This is a genomic window from Thermogutta terrifontis (assembly GCF_002277955.1).
GTDB lineage: Bacteria > Planctomycetota > Planctomycetia > Pirellulales > Thermoguttaceae > Thermogutta > Thermogutta terrifontis.
Genome location: NZ_CP018477.1, coordinates 1,427,797 through 1,445,774, shown reverse-complemented (window position 1 = coordinate 1,445,774; position 17,978 = coordinate 1,427,797). Strand labels below are relative to the sequence as shown.

General features: G+C 57.4%; 14 protein-coding genes. 6 read left to right on the top strand and 8 right to left on the bottom strand.

What is annotated here, in order from left to right; all coding sequences use genetic code 11:
- Positions 1-3 precede the first annotated feature (3 nt).
- Positions 4-858: a hypothetical protein gene (locus THTE_RS05490; protein WP_157731797.1), complete on the top strand. Its 855-nt coding sequence runs from the start codon at positions 4-6 to the stop codon at positions 856-858.
- On the opposite strand, the gene THTE_RS05485 is transcribed toward THTE_RS05490, so the two are convergent.
- Together THTE_RS05485 and chrA are read right to left on the bottom strand one after the other, a co-directional pair.
- Entirely contained in the window at positions 855-1,640 is a 786-nt protein-coding gene (locus THTE_RS05485) for a 3-keto-disaccharide hydrolase (protein ID WP_095414494.1), read from the bottom strand. The genes THTE_RS05490 and THTE_RS05485 overlap by 4 nt on opposite strands.
- Positions 1,641-2,105: 465 nt before the next feature.
- Positions 2,106-3,272 (bottom strand): chromate efflux transporter, encoded by a 1,167-nt coding sequence (gene chrA, locus THTE_RS05480; RefSeq protein ID WP_157731795.1) that lies wholly within the window; start codon positions 3,270-3,272, stop codon positions 2,106-2,108.
- 161 nt (positions 3,273-3,433) lie between these two features.
- Between chrA and trmB the strand changes: the two genes are divergently transcribed.
- Complete coding sequence (gene trmB / locus THTE_RS05475) at positions 3,434-4,261, top strand: tRNA (guanine(46)-N(7))-methyltransferase TrmB (RefSeq protein ID WP_095414492.1); 828 nt, start codon at positions 3,434-3,436, stop codon at positions 4,259-4,261.
- Between the two features lie 55 nt (positions 4,262-4,316).
- Here the strand turns inward: trmB and THTE_RS05470 are convergent, their stop codons facing one another.
- From THTE_RS05470 to hcp, 3 genes are all read right to left on the bottom strand, one after another.
- Complete coding sequence (locus THTE_RS05470) at positions 4,317-5,774, bottom strand: ammonia-forming cytochrome c nitrite reductase subunit c552 (RefSeq protein WP_095414491.1); 1,458 nt, start codon at positions 5,772-5,774, stop codon at positions 4,317-4,319.
- Between the two features lie 82 nt (positions 5,775-5,856).
- The gene (nrfH, locus tag THTE_RS05465; protein WP_157731793.1) at positions 5,857-6,495 is read right to left on the bottom strand and encodes a cytochrome c nitrite reductase small subunit; all 639 of its coding nucleotides are present in this window, start codon (positions 6,493-6,495) and stop codon (positions 5,857-5,859) included.
- A gap of 302 nt (positions 6,496-6,797) precedes the next feature.
- On the bottom strand, positions 6,798-8,147 hold the full coding sequence (hcp, locus tag THTE_RS05455) for a hydroxylamine reductase (protein WP_095414488.1): 1,350 nt from the start codon (positions 8,145-8,147) through the stop codon (positions 6,798-6,800).
- 196 nt (positions 8,148-8,343) lie between these two features.
- On the opposite strand from hcp, the gene THTE_RS05450 reads away from it, so the two are divergent.
- On the top strand, positions 8,344-9,021 hold the full coding sequence (locus THTE_RS05450; RefSeq protein WP_157731791.1) for a Crp/Fnr family transcriptional regulator: 678 nt from the start codon (positions 8,344-8,346) through the stop codon (positions 9,019-9,021).
- A gap of 52 nt (positions 9,022-9,073) precedes the next feature.
- On the opposite strand, the gene THTE_RS05445 is transcribed toward THTE_RS05450, so the two are convergent.
- The 3 genes from THTE_RS05445 to THTE_RS05435 all read right to left on the bottom strand — a co-directional run bounded on the left by THTE_RS05445 (position 9,074) and on the right by THTE_RS05435 (position 12,643).
- Positions 9,074-10,339, bottom strand: a complete 1,266-nt coding sequence (locus THTE_RS05445; RefSeq protein WP_095414486.1) for a right-handed parallel beta-helix repeat-containing protein — start codon at positions 10,337-10,339, stop codon at positions 9,074-9,076.
- Between the two features lie 55 nt (positions 10,340-10,394).
- Positions 10,395-12,083, bottom strand: a complete 1,689-nt coding sequence (locus THTE_RS05440; protein ID WP_095414485.1) for an outer membrane protein assembly factor BamB family protein — start codon at positions 12,081-12,083, stop codon at positions 10,395-10,397.
- Positions 12,084-12,262: 179 nt separating this feature from the next.
- Entirely contained in the window at positions 12,263-12,643 is a 381-nt protein-coding gene (locus tag THTE_RS05435; RefSeq protein WP_095414484.1) for a cupin domain-containing protein, read from the bottom strand.
- Between the two features lie 567 nt (positions 12,644-13,210).
- Here THTE_RS05435 and THTE_RS05430 point away from each other — a divergent pair.
- The 3 genes from THTE_RS05430 (at position 13,211) to THTE_RS05420 (ending at position 17,884) form a co-directional block, all read left to right on the top strand.
- Entirely contained in the window at positions 13,211-13,954 is a 744-nt protein-coding gene (locus tag THTE_RS05430) for a hypothetical protein (RefSeq protein WP_095414483.1), read from the top strand.
- 239 nt (positions 13,955-14,193) lie between these two features.
- Positions 14,194-15,252, top strand: a complete 1,059-nt coding sequence (gene hemE, locus THTE_RS05425) for a uroporphyrinogen decarboxylase (protein WP_095414482.1) — start codon at positions 14,194-14,196, stop codon at positions 15,250-15,252.
- 178 nt (positions 15,253-15,430) lie between these two features.
- Entirely contained in the window at positions 15,431-17,884 is a 2,454-nt protein-coding gene (locus tag THTE_RS05420) for a DUF4962 domain-containing protein (protein ID WP_095414481.1), read from the top strand.
- Positions 17,885-17,978: the final 94 nt, after the last annotated feature.

The window sequence follows — 17,978 nt, the reverse complement described above, 5'->3', positions numbered from 1 at the left end:
GGGATGATGAGAGAATCTGGCGGTTTGCAATCCGTGCTGGAATTTCTCCGAGCATTAGGGTGGGGGATCGGCACTGTGGCCATCGTCACCCTGTTGGGCGGCGTGAGTTTGCCATCTTTGGCCGAGAATCCTTCATCGCAGGAAGTATTGCGCGTCGAAAATCGAGTTTACCGCGGACATGATGAGCTTATCAGTCAGAGCCTGACGATTATTCTGACGGACCGGGCCTACGACTTCCTGGATGCCCCCTCCGAAGGCACGATCATCGATTTTGCCAGAAAACGCATCACCTTTCTTGATTTCCAGCGAAGGGAACAAGCCCAGGTGAGTTTTGAAACGATTCTTCTGTTTCTTGATCGGCTGCGAGCACGTGCGGGGGAGCATCCGGACCCAGGCTTCAGATTTGCCGCGCAACCCAGTTTCGAGATTCGTCAGGACGGCCCAGACGTCTGGGTGTTTTCCAGCTCCTGGATGACCTACCGGGTGAGGACGCAGCAGGGCTTCGACCAGTCCACCTGCGAGAGGTTCTGGAAGGTCTCAGATTGGATCACTCGGGTCAACACGTTGCTGGTGCCCGGTTCCCGGCCCCCTTTTGCCAGACTGGCGGTCAATGAGACGCTGAGGGACAAAAAACTACTTCCTCGGGAAGTTGTTCTCGTACCCGCTGCGCGAAACTTTCTCGAATGGTTGCCCGGTCGACGCGCGGAGTTGCGAGGTGTTCACACCATATCGGGCGAACTCGCCCCCGAAGACCGCACGCGGCTTGAAAAGGCGGACCAAGCTATGCTGTCTTTCCGCCGGGTAAATCTGATTGATTACCAATCTTCCCGCCGCGGGGCAAAAGAGGAACCGCATTAAAGCCGGGTCTTTTCGGCTTCTTCCTCGATGGCCTTGACCTCTTCCGGCGTCAATTCCCGCACGCGGATACTCTTGATCACCCCGGTCGAGCACCAACTGGCAAAGCCGAACGGCTTGCACAGGTCCACCTCGTAACGGGTGGAAATCTTGTTATTCCCGATGATGAAGTCCACCACTTTTTTCTCATCCACCCAAACTTCAATCTTGGCCTTGGTAACCCGAACGCGAAATTTGTACCACTGGTGGTCCTTAAAGACCATGAACTGGGTGGTTTCGTTATCTGAAGCATCGTTGAAATTGATCGAGGAAAGACCGATCACCGAGCCGCCCCAGCCGCCGGTCACGAAGCTGCAGAAACTGTCCCCCACCGGGAAAGTCACCGTGGCGAAAAAGTCGATGCCGTCTATTCGCTTGGCGACGTACTCAATTTCGTAATTAGTTTTTGGGAAATCACCGGCCCAGGCAATTCCGGTCATAGGGTCCCCGCGTTCCATAACAATGCAGCCGTCTTCCACTTTGACCTGTCCCTCACCCCCAAACTTGGGCACTTTCCAACCGGTGAGTGTCTTACCGTCGAATAGGTCACGCCACTCGTAGCGGGAAGGCTTTTTTTCCTTGGTTTGGGTCGACGAAGCGGCCTTCTCGGCTGCCGGCGTTTGCGAAGCCCCCGACTCGGCGGAACTCTCGGCGAAAATCGCTCTTCCACCGCAGATTGCAACAATACTGAGAACGATGCTCGTCGTGCCGATCAGCTTCACAAAATGACTCGTACACCTTTGCATGGTGGACGCCTCCTCAACTCGGTCCTACGGGTATTTGTCTCAAAGAGTCGCAAAATGGCTTCGCTGTTTACTTCGTTCATGCGCGTACCATTATGGCACAGGGCTTTGCTTCCGGGAAGCCAACGCCAAGCCTTAGATTCTCCCTGTTTCAGGGTCGTAGTGAGTGAAAATTCGGGTCTCGGGTGCGGAAAGAGTTGATCGTTGCCCTGTCGAAAGCGAGAGCCAGCCGATCACGTCCCGGCAAAGGCAGTTCATGTATCGCTCCTACAACACGTGACCCATGTCGAAACACATGCCGGTCGGAGCAAGTGATGAATGGCGTCGATCTGTCGTCTGCTCCTTCCGCGCCCACGCTGGGCGAACTTCAAAACCTTCAGCAGTTCATTAGGTAGGGAGAGAGGCGACTCCAGAGAGCGACTCCCGGAACGGTCAAGACGGTTGGTTACTTGTGGTGAAAACTCAGTTTCATGCCCCCAAAATTAACCCCAGGAGGGCAGCCGCGAAGACCAGTAGCACCGGCGAAATCTTCCAAACAGCCGCCGCCCAGAGGGCGAACAACCCCAGCGCGATTGCGGTGGGCTGCGTAAAAACCTGGCGTCCCAGGTCCACGCACACTCCCAGGATCAAACCGATGACTGCCAGGATCAAGGCATCCAGAAAATCGGCCGACCAGCGGTACGAACGGGCTTTCCGCACGTAGGGATGGAGAACGGAGGCCAACATCACGCACGGAGTAATGATACCCGCTGTGGCCGCTACAGCTCCAATATGACCTCCCAGCACGTAGCCCAGAAATGTGGCAACTGTGAGAATCGGACCGGGCGTGCTCTGGCCGACGGCCAACGCATCCAGTAATTGTTGATGCGACAGGATACCTGTTTTGACGAACTCAGAGGCCAGGTAAGCCGCCAGGACATTGCCACCACCGTAAAGGAAAACTCCTATCTTGGCAAACACCAGAAAGAGCTGGAATGCAGACATCTGCGCTGTTGGCCCGGATGCGCTGGCGGCCGTCATAAGCCCCAGAAGAGGCAAACTACGGTGGGGAGGGCGTTCCTCAGAAGGCCGGTTGCCGGGTGGCGAAGTTTCGTTTTTCGGTCGAATCAAGCGAAAGAGAAGCATACCAAAAAATGCGCCCACCACGAGAATCGCAAACGGATTGGCTCCCAGCAGGTAAGCCACGACCACGGCGGCCAGGATCGCGAGATTGGCCGGTCGTCGCAATCTTCCCTGCGCAATTTGCGTGATGGAGACGAGAATAATCGCGAGAATCACCGGTCGGACGGCCGAGAGGCAGGCCTCCAGGGCGGGCAATCCCTGGTTGCGCACATAGACGATTGCACAAACCCAGGTGATCATCGCTGCAGGAACGACGAATCCCAAGACCGCCGCCAGCGCGCCGGGGAGCCCCGCCCTACGGTAACCCAGATGGAGGGATAGTTGCACGGCGATGGGGCCGGGAATGAGATAGCTCGCTCCCACGTAGTCCATGAATTCCTCATCACTCAACCAGCGACGCCGCTGCACGATCGCTTGCTGCATGATGGCGATCGAGGCAGCCGGGCCGCCAAAACTCACCAACCCGATCTGCGCGAACACCCAGAGAATTTCCGCCAATTGCCATAAGAGCATTTTTGCACCTGAACGATCGGGAAATGGCTGAACCACCTCTTTGGATTTGGAGCCGGTGTACAATATTAGAGGCGTTCCCGCCCGTGTAACTTCTTCGAAGGCAGTGAGATTATTCCTTCCATTATGTTCCGCCCAAGCCCGCCGCAATACATGAGAATCCTATGAAACGTGCCAAAGACTACCGGGAAGGCGACGTCGAATACGAGTTCGGTGTTCCCATTCCCGGTCGAATTCTTCCTCCGGAGCAGTGGGTCAAAACAGCGATCAAGAGACTTCCCCCGCCCGGCCCCATTGATTGGTCAGCGGTGTTCGGTCGGGAGGCACCGCTTGTTTTGGACATTGGGTGTGGCAATGGACGTTTCACCCTGGCCAGTGCTTTACGGCGTCCCGAATTCAACCATGTGGGACTGGACATCCTGCCGGTGGTGATCCGCTATGCGACCCGTCGTGCCAATCAGCGGGGACTCTCCAATGTGCGTTTTCTCGTGTGTGGGGGCCATGAATTTCTGGAAAATTACGTGGCTCCCCACAGCGTCACAGAAATTCACGTTTATCATCCCCAACCGTATAAAGATCCGGAAAAGCAGCACCGACGGTTGCTGACACCGGCTTTTCTGGCGTTGGTCCACCGCGCACTGGTTCCCGGCGGGCTGTTTGTGCTTCAAACGGACAATCCCGCCTACTGGCGATACGTTCGACCACTCGTTGACCACTTCTTCCATTTCCAGGACCAAGAGGGTCCCTGGCCCGACATGCCGGAGGGGCGTACACGGAGGGAAATCTACGCGCGGTTGAAAGGTCTGCCGATCTTCCGCGGTTACGGGTATGCGCGGCAGGATTTGACCGACGAGGATGCCACGGCATTAGCCGCCAGGTTGCCTCCCCCAGTTTTCTCGGCGGAAGAAGATCGCGACCCTCTGGAAGAAGGCCGTACCCGCTGTTCGCATCGCCCAAAGCCGCGACGAATCAGGCGTACCCGGCGGCGCTAATCACGCAAAACGGCATGACTGGCCATCGGCGGTTTGCCACCCGTTTTTAATGGCATCACGGCCCGGCTGTGAGGGCAGCGGAAGCGCGGTCGCCGCCTACCTTGTTTGGCAAGAGATTGGGGGGAGTTCCTTTGACGAACAGTTGCTCCACGGCCTGGGCTTTTTCCTTGGTGCTCACATCGGGATAGATGATGGGGTCGGTGATACCGTGTTTGGCCAGAATTCGGCTAGCTTCGGAACGGGCTTGCCCAGCGAGATCGAGGGCCGCAGCCAGGATCCGCAGGCACTCCGCCGGTGAGTGAAATCCCATGCCGTTGTTGGCCGCCACAAAATCCCATCGGAGCTGCGCTCGACGGATGAGCTGACGCGGAGTTTGCAGTTCCTCGTCGGTGGCCTCTGCCTGCATGGCGGCCGCCACATCGAAATGCGCCGCCACGAGGGCCTGTTCTACCCGTCCCCGGACTTCGTGAATTTTATCCTGGATGCTTTCCACACGATTGCGGATTTCCTCTTCGCTCCATCGGTGACAAACAGCGCACGAGTTCGCGATATTGAGCAGCGGACTCTGCACGTGATGGTCCGTGAATTTGACGCCTCCCTCACTCATGTACGGCATGTGACAGTCGGCACAGGAGACGTTGCGGTAGGCATGGATTCCCGTGGAATATATTTCGAAATCCGGATGCTGCATTTTCACCATGGGAGCGTGACTGACGGCATGCGTCCAATCACTGAAATCAGCCTCCTCGTAGTAGCTTTCAATCTGCTCAATGGACGTGCCCTTATCCCACGGAAATGTGAGGTACTTTCCATCGCCTTTGAAGTAGTACTCCACATGGCATTGGGCACACACCATCGTCCGCATTTCCTGGTGCGAAAGCTTGTCGGGATCACGGCCCTGTCTTTGCAGGGCTTCACGAAGTGCCGGCCTCGTGATCACCAACCGCATGTCCGTGGGATCATGACAGTCCAGGCAGCCGATGGGGTGGGTGATCTCACTCTTGAATGCCGCAAAAGGCTGCTTGTAGAAGTCGGCGGGTGACATCTGGGCCAGCAGCCGAGGGACATCCGTACTCTTGCAGGTCCAGCAGGTGGCTGGTGTTTTTTCGTTGACCCGTTTGGTGTGCGTCACATCCTCCACGGCATACACATGGCCCCGTGCCTGCCGGTAGTCCTTGGCAAAAGCGTACCCCGCGAAGAGAATCACGTTGGCTGGTGTTTCTTCCAAATAATCACGAGGAAATGCTCCGCCGTATTTCGTTCGGGTGGTATCGTCCATCATCCGACGGTAGCGGTCATATTCCCGGGGGAAATTGGCCGCCCACTTGCTGCTGTCTGACTCCCATCTGGCAATGGGATGCACGGGTTGGGGCGGCAGGGCTTCCCGACGTCGGGTGAGGATCGAGGACGCTAACAGCCCGAGGCCAAATGTAACGATCAACGCGACTCCAAAAAGCACCCATCCTACCCAAGCCCATTGCTTTCCCTGTGAAGTGTTGTGCGATTGATCCATTGTTTCCACCTCTTTTCCAAATCTTCAAAGAATCTTCAAAGTGCGCATTCCCCAAAAGAGCGTGACAATTGACCCAGGCGTATTACCGACCGGCGCCCTCGCCAGAAGCCCGGGGCTCGCGCCCGCCGATTCGGGGTCCCACTGTGTTGGGCCCCACCGGCGGCAGGCTGGGATCAAGGTAACCGGGTGTGGTCGCCAGACCCCGTACTGAACCGTGGGGCACCTCTGTGTGACAATCCCAGCAGCGGAGATCACCCGGGGCATGCTCGCGAAGCGACGTGAAACTGATCAGCGCTTCATGACAGCGCCGACAGTTCTGCTCCACAACCGGCTCTGCTCTCTTGGACAACTTGATCACCTGTGGCTCCCAGCGCATGGTGAACACGGTGGCATGCCAGAGACCATCTCGCGCCTTGAACAACCAGTGCCGCCAAAATGAATCCTGAGGAACATGGCAATCATTACAGTGGGCCACCTCCGCGTGACTGCTGTGACGCCAGCTCACGTATTCAGGACGCATCACATGACAGTTGACGCACACCTCGGGATCATCGCTCAAATAGGAGGGAGCACGCGAAATATGGGCCACCAGCGCGGCCAACCCCAGGCAGATCCCCCAACTTCCAAACACGAGCAAACGCACGGAAGTGGGAAGCCAACCAAGTGATAGAAAATCCCACAGCCGCTTTTGTGTGCCGGCTTTAAGCATACCGGGGCCCATGTCAGATGAGTCTTTCATCTTTACCGAGTAGATGAATTATACATAGCTAAAATAACATCTCAGAACTGCATTCGCCAAATTATAACACGGATAACTCCATCACGTGCAAGGTACTTGCAAGAATGGTTTCGCAAATCCCCGAATCGGTCGCTTGGTTGCAACACCTTTCAAAAACTTTCCTAATGTACGACACCCGAATCATCAGGGAATCAATCGACACGCAAGACGCGGTAGGGAACTTGCAGGTTCCCTACCGCCTTTGCGTTCCACATGGCCGTCCACTCTTCATTCACGGGCAGTGATCAGCCAGCGATGTTGGCCTTGGGCGAGACCGAGGGGGTGTCTGCGGCGTCAGAGCCCCGTACCGCCAGGACGCGCCGCAGATCGTCTTCCGCCGTCTGCCCGATCAGCCGCAGGTCGTATTTCTCCTGGAGGATCTTAAACACGTTTGGTGTGATGAAAGCTGGCGGTTTGGGACCGATGGTAATCCCCTTTACCCCCAGGTACAGAAGTGTCAGCAGCACCGCGACAGCTTTCTGTTCGAACCACGATACCACCAGAGTGAGCGGCAGATCGTTGACAGAGCATCCCAGGGCCTCTGCCAGTCCCAAAGCGACCTTGATGGCCCCATAGGCGTTGTTGCACTGGCCCATATCCAGAAGCCTGGGCAAACCAAGCAGGGTGCCGTAATCATAATCTCGAATCCGGTACTTCCCACACCCCAACGTCAGGATGAAGGAATCGGGCGGTGTCGCCCGCGCGTAATCGCTGAAGTAGTTCCGCCCGATTTCCGCGCCGTCGCAACCACCGATGACGAAGAAGTGACGGACTTTGCCTTCCTTGACGGCCTGGACGATCTGGTCGGCCAGCGACAGGATCACGCTGTGATGGAACCCAACGGTGCTTTCACGGTGGATATTCTCCGGCAAGGGCGGGCATTCCAGGGCTTTTTTGATCACCGGGGAAAAATCGCCGTCTTTCAGGCGGGTACCGCCAGGAACGGCTGTCACCCGAGTGGTGAACACCCGGTCCTTGTAACTGTCTTTCGGGATAAGGATGCAATTGGTGGTGGCGACAATAGGCCCAGAGAATTCCTCGAATTCTCGACGTTGCTTCTGCCAGGCGCCCCCATAATGCCCGGCCAGATTGGGATGTTCACGAAGTTTGGGATACATGTGGGCGGGGAGCATTTCCCCGTGCGTGTACACCTTAATGGGAGTGCCCTCGCACTGCTTGAGAAGCTCTTCCAAATCGCGGAGGTCATGTCCCGTCACGAGGATGCCTGGTCCCGCCTGCGTTCCCTCTTTGACTGTCGTGGGACTGGGCTGACCGTAGCGACGAACGTGGCCCTCGTCGAGCATCTCCATAACGCGGAGATTGTGGCGGCCACATTCGAGAACCAGCTCAAACAGGCTGTCTAAATCGAAGTTTACGTTGGTCATCGTGGCAAAGAGGGCATTCTCGATGAAGGCGTCCACCTCTTCGTCGACCATGCCCAATCGCCGGGCATGATGGGCGTACGCAGCCATCCCTTTCACACCATAAAGGAGTGTTTCCTGAAGGGATTGCACATCCTCGTTCTTGCCACAAACACCCGGGCTGATAACACATCCGGTGCAATTCGAGGTCTGTTCACATTGGTTGCAGAACATAGACAACTCCTCCTTATGCAGCGTCCAAAAGCTCAGAAACTTCCTTTGCGCTCGCTTTTTCATTCGCAGGCCAATCCCGTTGATTGGCCATCCAACGCTATAATACGGGCCAGGATGTTTTGAGATTTTGACGCAGATCAAGTCCGGCCAAAAATTATTTGAGAGTTCAACCAGCCACCTAGCCCGGCAAGGCATCATGTCACCTTCAGCGGTAGAGATTCTGGAAAATTGCCCGTTTTTCGCGGATGTCAACGAAACGGCCTTTCGACGGCTGTTTGCCATTTCCCGTGTAGTGAAATTTCGCAGCGGACAAACCATCTTTCGGCAGAACGAGCTTTGCCCAGGGATGTACGTGGTGGGCACCGGCCTGGTGCGGATCTTCAAGCGCACACCCCAGGGGCGAGAGCGGGTGTTACACCTGGTTGGCCCTGGAGAAACGTTTGCGGAGGTGGCCGCCATCGGCAATTTTCCGTGTCCTGCCTGTGCTGAAGCTGTATCGCCCACCACCTGCGTACTTCTTCCACTCGAACCCCTGCAAAAGCTGATCGCGGAAGACCACGAACTCTGCCGGCAATTACTTCTCAGCCTTTGCCTTTGGGTGAGGCGCCTGGTGGATCTCGTGGAAGACCTGACACTCCGCGACGCGGCAGGCCGGGTTGCGAGGCTGCTCCTCGAAAAATCACACCGCGATCATCAGAAAGTTCGGTTACCGACGCTCAAACGGCACCTCGCTGCCCAGCTTGACCTCACAAGTGAAACCTTTTCCCGGGTCCTCCGTCGGCTGGAGTTGGTGGGAGCGATCAAACACCTCTCCCGCAACGAATTGGAAATCATCAATATGAAAAAACTCGAAGAGCTGGCACAGCTGGAATAACGGTCAGGGGTGCCATCGCGGAACTGTTGCTCCAGTGTGCAACCGCCACAACTCAGGGTTGTTGTACAAAGACCACCCAGACGCCGAATTCTCCCTGCATCGGTACCTGTACCGGTTGACCTGTGTACCGGCCTTCCAAAACGGGACGCCCATACACATCTCGCGGTTCCATAAAACGATAGATCATTCCTGGGGTTGCAAAACCGTCCAGTGATACATCCACGGTGGGGTTTTTCTTCCAGTTGAACACGAGGACGTGGGCCCGTGTGGGATCATACCGATTTCGGCGAAGGACGACGCGGGCTGGTTCGTTGGGTCGCGGTGCCCCAGGTGGAATGATGAGATTGCCTTCCTGAATGACTTGGCGAAAACGATTGATTGCCAGGCTGCCGTTAACGAGGATATTATTGCGAACCTCACAATCTTCGTTAAATGGGGCAGAATAGCCCAGCTGCAGATTGACGTTGTAAAAGAAATTCTCCAGTACTCGAATATCGCGGCTGGGCCGACCGCCACCGATGAGGAAGGTCCCGCCATTGTAGGCGATATTTCCCTGCACCAGGTAGTGGTCCACGAACGCCCGCTCCGAACCGTAAGCATGCATCGTGTATCCAAACCCGCCGGTCATGATGCAATCGGAAATGATTTTGACGCCGTTTTCATTCTGGGTGTAAATTGCGTGCCCATGACCCCGATCCGGCGCTTTCCATCCGTTGTCGAAGATGATGCAGCCGTGCAACTCGCTATCGGTGGCTCCGCGCCAGAAACTGACTCCCTGGGCATTGTCATGAATGACGAGGTTGATATACTTGCAGCCTTTTCCCGCATGAATATTAAGCCCACCCCATGGTCGGCCGTAGCTTTGCGGATGCGAACCCGGTTCATCCAGTTCCCGGCTCATCGTGAAGTTTTCCGAGACCAGGATTTCCAGATCCCAAATCCACACATAATCGCTGGGGCTAACCACGCTTAAGCCGCCGTCGATCGTGACGCGTTCCCCCCGCACCGCACGGACGTGAATCGGTCTATTCGGTTCACCAGTCAACCGAACGGTGAATCCCGGACTGTTGAGCGAACGATCGGGAAAGCGGTAGGTACCACCCGATATCCAGAGCGTGTCGCCCGGCTCAATCTTTTGCCGGCCGCCGAGTGCCGACTCCAGATCCCACGGCGATTCGCGAGTTCCCGAATTTTGCGGGCGGCCATCCACGGCCACATACCAGTCGCGTGCCGGAACTCTCTCCACCCCCAGCCCGCCGAGCACGCCAATTGCCACGAGCGTGCAAACCCACGCTGTGCGTTTATTTGTCGGTTGCATCGTCGCCGCACCTCCCGCGAATTTTCTCACCTCTTGCCAGTTTTCGCTCTCATTGTCACGGCGTATTGGCCGTTGAATTCGCAGAATGTGAACCGATTGCGACACAGTGGCGCCGGGTGACGATGTAAAGCACGCCGTCCACCGCAATGGGGGTAGTATACACGGAACTTGCCATGGGATTCTCGGCCAGCAGCTTCATTTCACGAGCCAGCTCAAAAACCGCCACATCACCGTCCTCATCCCCCAGATAAACCTTCCCGTCGGCGATTAATGGTGATCCCCAGACCGAGGCCATCATGTCGTGGGTCCACAGGAGTTGCCCTGTTTCCGCATCCAAGCAGTGGACGATTCCGGAGCCGTCGCCCACCACGAGAATCCCCCCCGCCACCGCAGGCATTCCCAGCGTCCGGTGTAATGTTTCTTCAAAATCCAGTTTTCCATTACCGTTGAGGTCCTGGCCGCGATAATGCCAGATGACACCCGAGTTAGGGTTGGTGACCACCCGTTCGCCGCGGCTTTCGTCTACGGCGAACGTTCGCCGCGGTGGTACCGGATTTCCGGCCGAATCAACAACCAACTCGGCACTGATATCTCCCCGTTTGGTAGGGTCAATACACCAGAGATCGCCGGGGCCTTCACCCCATTGAGGATCTTGACCGGTCACCACGTACACTTTGCCGCCCGCGATGACGGGAGCAGCCACCAGGTAATTCCGATCGCCCAGTCCCCCTTCCTCAAAACGCGTTTTCTTTGGATTGGCGTCGAATTTCCATAGGAGTGTGGGCTTCCCGTTCGTCGTGCGTTCTGCCAGAAATGAATACACCCAGCCGTCGCCTCCTCCAAAGATCACCTGCGGCACACCCCCCAGGACTCCACAGGCGGGACTGGACCACTGCCCTTCCAGGATGCGATCGCCGGGCGAGTTGTCGGCCCAGACTATTTCCCCCGTCTTCTTGTCTAATGCGAGAAAACTGGGTGCATCCGGCCGAGCAATCTCGCCTTTTTCTCCCGTGCCGTGCGATGTAACAACAAAAAGCAGATCGCCCCAAGCGGTGGGTGAGGACGATGTCATATACCGGGGATGAACTCCCAATCTTTCGATCATGTTGAACTCCCACACGACGTCCGCCTCACGGAGGTCCGTGGATTCCTCCCGTGTGAAGGGGCCGTCGTTCTCGCCGTCATAAAAACCCTCCGTGTCGAGGCAGACCACACAGCCCCGGTTCGTGACCACCCAGAGCCGGTCCCCCTCAACGAGAGGCGTGGAGCACAACCCCTGCTCGGGCCAGTTCATCCCGGAGTCAGAAAGCACCGGGGCTGAATACTGCCAAAGAAAGGCTCCCGTGTCTCTGCTCAGGCAAAGGAGACATCCCAAATCCACCTTCGGTGGATACCGCGGCACATATCCCTGGCCGTTGTTCGTTCCACAAAATATCTTGTTCCCCGCAACCACAGGGCTGCCGTACGATTCCGTTCCCAGCGGTGTGACCCAGCGGATATTCCGGGCGGTTGTGCCGCCAATCCACCGTACCGTGGCACGATCAACCTCACCCAACGACCAACTCACCGGCAAACCCGCGGCCGGGGAAACGTTATTGCGGGTCGATGAACCCCCGAGCTGCGGCCAGTCGCCTGCCTGGGTGCATTGATCGGCATTCACCCCAGACAGAACCAAAACAACCACGGCGACCAGTAACACAGACCCCTGAGCATTCCGAACAAGGCGCGGCCGAATACCTGTCATCGTGTCCCTCCGTCCCCTTCCGCTGGGAAGCGCTCTCAAGGTTGCTTGTTCCCATGTGGTTGACGAGGGAATGTTGGAAAGCCTATCCGATCGCTGATCAAGTCTTCCCTCGCTTTTCTCGGTGTCTACGCGGCTTCTGGTGAACGTTGCATGTATTTACAGCCTGATTGTCAGAAATGCTATTCCGAGTGAAGGTCTTTTGACTCGTCCACCAGGACTTCGTCGCTGGGGTCAAATTTAGGAACCACGATGTTGAGGATCACCATCCGCCCCACCGCGCGATGAACAACACCGGGAGGGATAATCACACAAAGTCCAGGGTGAACGGGTATGACGTCGCCATCCAATTCCAGAAAAGCACCCGGATCCGCCTCCAAAATGTAGTAGGTTTCCGTCAACTTTCGATGGAAGTGCGGCCGAGCCGCGGTGTGGATTTCGGTCCGGTGAATCGTCCCGGGGAACTCCGGCACGTCGGCGAAAGCCCGGAAAGCCGTGCCGCAAGGGCAAGCCACGCCGGGTATTTGGTTGAAGTCGGCCAGTCGATAGCGTTTGTCACTCATGAGGGCTATTGTGCGGGCGGGGCCAGGGCAATTCAAGAGAGGCCGCGTTGTCTCATGATGGCGGCGTGAGCGGATCTGCTGCTCAACGCGGGCAGAAAACATAGGAAAAGTTTAACGGCCGATTGGAGCCGTATTTTGCCGTTAAATGTTGCCCCGCCTTTCTATTTCCCGCAACAGACAAAAGCCCCCTTTTCTGAATAGTAACCCATTCTCAGAAATACACTTGCGTACGCTCAAGGGTGCTCAACTCGAATGCCGATTACGAGAACTGAACCTCGCCAACGCGAGGTTATGAAGCAGCCAGAAGGAGGCGTGTCAGGCAACCGACGGGGAACAATCGAACCACGGAAGGGTTCGACGGACCTGACGCGAATCAGTTGGGTTTTGAGGGACGCGTGCGATCCTTCCCGCGCTGCGACCCTAATCCACCCAGTCGGTTCTAACCCATGGGAGAACCCACTGACCGAGATTGAGCGCGTCGCGCAGCGGCCGTGTGCGGTGCTCGGGTTGGGGCCGACAGGTTGGAAGGCCACGCTCTCTCAGGTCGTGTAGAGGAGTGCACGTTCAATGAGAAAGACACTGCTACTGGGAGCGCTTGTGATCAGCGCGATGCTGTGCGGCCGAAGCTGGGGAGCCGACATGTTCGGCCGCATGGTCAGCCTCGACGAGGGCTGTCAGGCTTGTGCCCAGCCAGCCCCGGCATGTGAGCCCTGTGAACGGGCGAAACGTTGTGATCTGTTTGCCGGCTTGCGGGATCTGTTTGCGTCCCACCGGCACGTAACGGCCTGCGAGGCATGTGAACCGGCCAAGTGCGCCGTGCCTGAACCGGCCTGCGCTCCGGAGTGCGTCACCTGCCGTCCGCAGCCTGTGCGAAACCTCGTCCGCAGGGTGTTTGGCCCGGCCTGCCCAACCTGCGGCCAACCCGACTGCAATGCCTGCGAGCAAGCCCAGGCCTGCGAACCGGCTTGCGAGAAGGCTTGCGAGCCGGCCTGCAAGGAACCGGTGTGCGGCCCCCTGTGCCGTCTCCATCACCGGCTCCACTGCCGTGAGTGCGAGGTCGCCTGCGAGAAGCCGGCTTGCGAGAAGGCCTGCGAGCCCGCTTGCGAGGCGGCCTGCGAACCCGGCTGCCAGCCTCGCTGCGAACGGCCGGTCCTCAACTTCCTCCGCAATCTGCTTGGCTGCGAGAAACGCGCCTGCGTGGTGAGTGAGTGTGGCTGCGGCGTTGAGGCCGCTCCGGCTGAACAGCCTGCTCCCAAGAAAGCCGAGAAGCCGACCGCTCCGGCCCCGCTGCCCCAGGCTCCGAACGCCTGAATCAATTAGGCCGGTCCTGTTGCAAGTGACCGTCACCACGTGAGTCACGAATCGCCCGAGGACGCCCAAGTCTTCGGGCGATTCTTTTTTGTTAACAGCTCGGCTATCATCAGACCACTTTCTTCCGTGATTGGGAAAGCTCAGGCAAGGTAGAAAATCTCATCACAGCCGGTTACGATGAATGCGATTTCACGAGGGAACCGTTAACCACACAGCAAGCTGTAACGAGAACGAGGGGTATGGCAGCATTTCCGTGGGAAGAGAGTAATTTCATGAAGGCGGCCCGCCGCCAGCCCGTCGAGCGCGTCCCCATCTGGTTGATGAGGCAGGCCGGCCGCTATTTGCCAGAGTACCGCCAACTTCGTGAGAAAGTTTCCTTTCTTGAGCTGTGTCGATCTCCGGAGTTGGCTGCGGAAATCACGGTGAATGCGGTGGCCCGGCTTGGTGTGGATGCGGCGATCCTGTTTGCTGATCTTTTACCGATTCTGGAGCCGATGGGGTTCGACCTTCGTTTTGGTCCCGACGAAGGGCCGGTCATTCGCAATCCGTTGCGACTCCCTGACGATGTGGAATCCGTCCGCGAAATACAAGAGAAAGATCTCGGCGCGCTGGACTATGTGTTCCGGGCAGTCCGCCTGGCCAGAGCCAATCTTCCAGCGGAAATTCCGTTGATCGGCTTTGCAGGTGCCCCTTTCACACTCGCCGCTTACGCCATTGAGGGCCGTACGTCCCGCTCCTTCGAACGCACAAAACGCTTTGTGTTTGCCTACCCTCAGGCCTGGCGGGAACTCATGGAACGTCTGGTGGCGTCCGTGGCACGGTATCTGAACGCCCAAATCGACGCAGGAGTGCAGGCCATCCAACTCTTCGATAGCTGGGCAGGATGTCTGGCTCCGGACCACTACCGGCAGTTCGTGCTGCCGTACACCCAAGCCGTGGTAAGCCAATTACCTCGGAATGTTCCCGTCATTTACTTCCTGACCGGAAATCCGGCCCTGATTCCCCTTCAGGCTGAAGTGGGTGGACAGGTCGTCGGCGTGGACTGGCGGGTGGACCTCGCCGACGCGTGGGCAGCCATTGGCGAAGACCACGCGATCCAGGGAAATCTGGACCCCGCGGTTCTTTGTGCTTCGCGGGAGTTCGTTCTCGAAGAAGCCCGCCGCATTCTGGAGAGAACTCGCGGGCGTCCGGGACATATTTTCAATCTCGGGCATGGAGTCCTCCCATCGACGCCCGTCGACAATGTGCTGGCCCTGGTCGACTTTGTCCATACTTGGGACCCTCAGCAAATGCCTTGAGCTGCGGAATCGGAATTCCCTCCCACCTGGCAAAGGCCCCAACAGGCACCCCCTGGTGACTTGCGGCTCGAAGGATCGCATACCACAATAGGGCTGCCCGCGTTGTTTCAGTGGTCCCAGTTACACGCTCTCCACTGTTTAGAATCGCCCAATCGGTGTTAATCGGGGAGGCCCTTCCATGAACCGGTCGATCGGACTTCATACGGCTTTCAGCTTGCTCTTTGCCCTTTCATCTGTGCTATGGACTGGAGTACGGGCTTCAGGTCAAGAAAGTCGTCTGGCACTTGATGAATCACCGGCCCAGCCGGGAGAGTGGGGTTACCGCCCGGAGGATCAGTCGATTTCCGCCACGGATCCACCGGCATTCAGCTGGCGTCCGCAAAACAATATCCAAGATTGGGAAATCCAAGTCGCGCGGGACTCCGATTTTCGCGACATGGTCTACGAGGCCCGCGGAATCATCTGGAATGTCCATTGTCCGCCAAAAACCTTTGGGGCAGGCCGGTATTTCTGGCGGTACCGTGGGCGTAACCAGGCAGTCGTAACCCATTGGAGCCGTGTGCGGCAATTCACCATCCCTCCACACGCTGTGTCCATGCCGATGCCATCCCGGGATGAATTGCTGGCGAGGATCCCGGCCGATCATCCGCGTCTATTCATTCGACCGGAGGACCTTCCCCGACTACGGGCAGCCGCGAAAGGCGAGTTGAAAGATCTCTGGGAGCGGCTGGTCGCACGGTGCGAAAATGCCCTCCGCAATCCCCCGCCCACCGAGGAACCACCCAAGTATCCACCCAATATCGAAACAAAGAGCGATGAATGGGCGAAAATCTGGTGGGGAAACCGAGAATACACCATTCGAGCCCTCGGTACATCGGCTCTTTTGGGGTTTGTTTATCGGGTAGGCGGCCACAGGCCCTACGGAGAGCTTGCCAAAAGGATCCTCCTGGACTGTGCGAAATGGGACCCCGTGGGCTCGACTGGTTTTCGCTACAACGACGAAGCGGGAATGCCCTACGCCTACTATTTCTCACGCACCTATACGTTTGTTTATGACCTCCTGACCGAAGAAGAGCGTCAGAAATGCCGAGAAGTCATGCGGATTCGGGGAACGGAAATGTACCGCACGTTGTGTCCGCGGCATTTCTGGCGACCGTATAACAGTCATGCAAATCGGGCGTGGCATTTTCTCGGCGAAGTTGGGATCACTTTTCACGGCGAAATCCCCGAGGCGGATGACTGGACGTGGTTCGCCCTCAACGTGTTTTTCAACACCTACCCGGTCTGGTGCGACGACGATGGCGGATGGCACGAAGGATCCAGCTACTGGGCGAGTTACATGGAACGTTTTACCTGGTGGGCCGACATCATGCGCGCCACGTTCAGAATCAACGCCTTCCAAAAGCCGTATTTTTCAAAGGCGGGCTACTACGCGTTGTATTTAATGCCTCCCCACGCCGTGACGGGCGGTTTCGGCGATTTGGCCTGCACCCGCGAGGCCCGCAGTAACGTGCCGCTCATGTCCATTTTCGCTGTTCAGGCCCGTAATCCGCACTGGATGTGGTATGTGGAAAGCATGGGTGGACCGCCGCAACCCAGGGAATTCTGGGAATTCGTCCGCGGAACACTTCCAAAAGTTGTCTCCCAACCGCCGGATGACCTGCCGACTTCGCGGGTATTTCGCGGAACGGGCCAGGCCGCCCTGAATACAACCCTCCTCGATGCCCGCGACAACATCCAGATCCTCTTCAAATCGAGTCCCTTCGGCACCCAATCGCACGGTTACGACGCCAACAACTCTTTCCTTCTCACGGCGTACAATGCGCGCCTTTTTGTCTCCAGCGGACGGCGAGATCTCTACGGGAGCGCTCACCACGTTCGCTGGATGTGGAGCACGCGATCGGTGAACAGCATTACGGTCGATGGGATTGGCCAGGTTCCCCACTCGGCCGAGACACGTGGGCAAATTACGGCCTTTTACACGTCCCCGGAGATCGACGTTGTGGAAGGCGAGGCAGGCCCCTGCTACCGAGACCCCGGCGATCCCCAGGGCAAGGGACAACCTCTCCTGAGAAGATTCACCCGCACGATCATCTTTCTCAAGCCGGAATGGATCGTCATTTACGATCGGTTGGTCGCCACGCGTCCGGTGCAATATCAGTACTGGCTCCACAGCCCGGAGAAAATGGAGGTCGATGGCAACCGCGTTGTTGCCCGAGTGGGTCAGGTGGAATGCCCCGTCCAATTCCTGACGCCGGAAAGGCTGAGCTTCACACAAACGAACGAATATGATCCCAATCCCCGGCCCAGGATCACGGTGAGGGAATGGCATCTGACGGCCGAAACTCCGGAAAAATCATCACAGATTGAATTCCTGGCTCTTTATCATCCCCACCGCATGGGCAACGACCGGTCAGCCCAGGTCACATGGAAGCCGCAAGAAGGCGGGTATGTGCTCGTTCTGAACTGGCCCGGCGAAACGGCCACGCTGCTTCTTCCCAAAGACGAGGCGCAGTCCTTGCAGTCGGGCGATCTGCGCACAAAAGGAAAAATCCTTATCTCCCGCGGCAAAAACGACGGCCGGAGCGTCCGCACAGTCGTCGTGGATGGAGTTGTTCCCGCCCCTCCGTGATAAAAAAAACGCGTAGCCGGGATCCATCGATGCGTTTGTGACCAGCGTCCCCAGGTTCGCGTGAGGAAGTTCGGCTTAACCATCGCAGTACGCC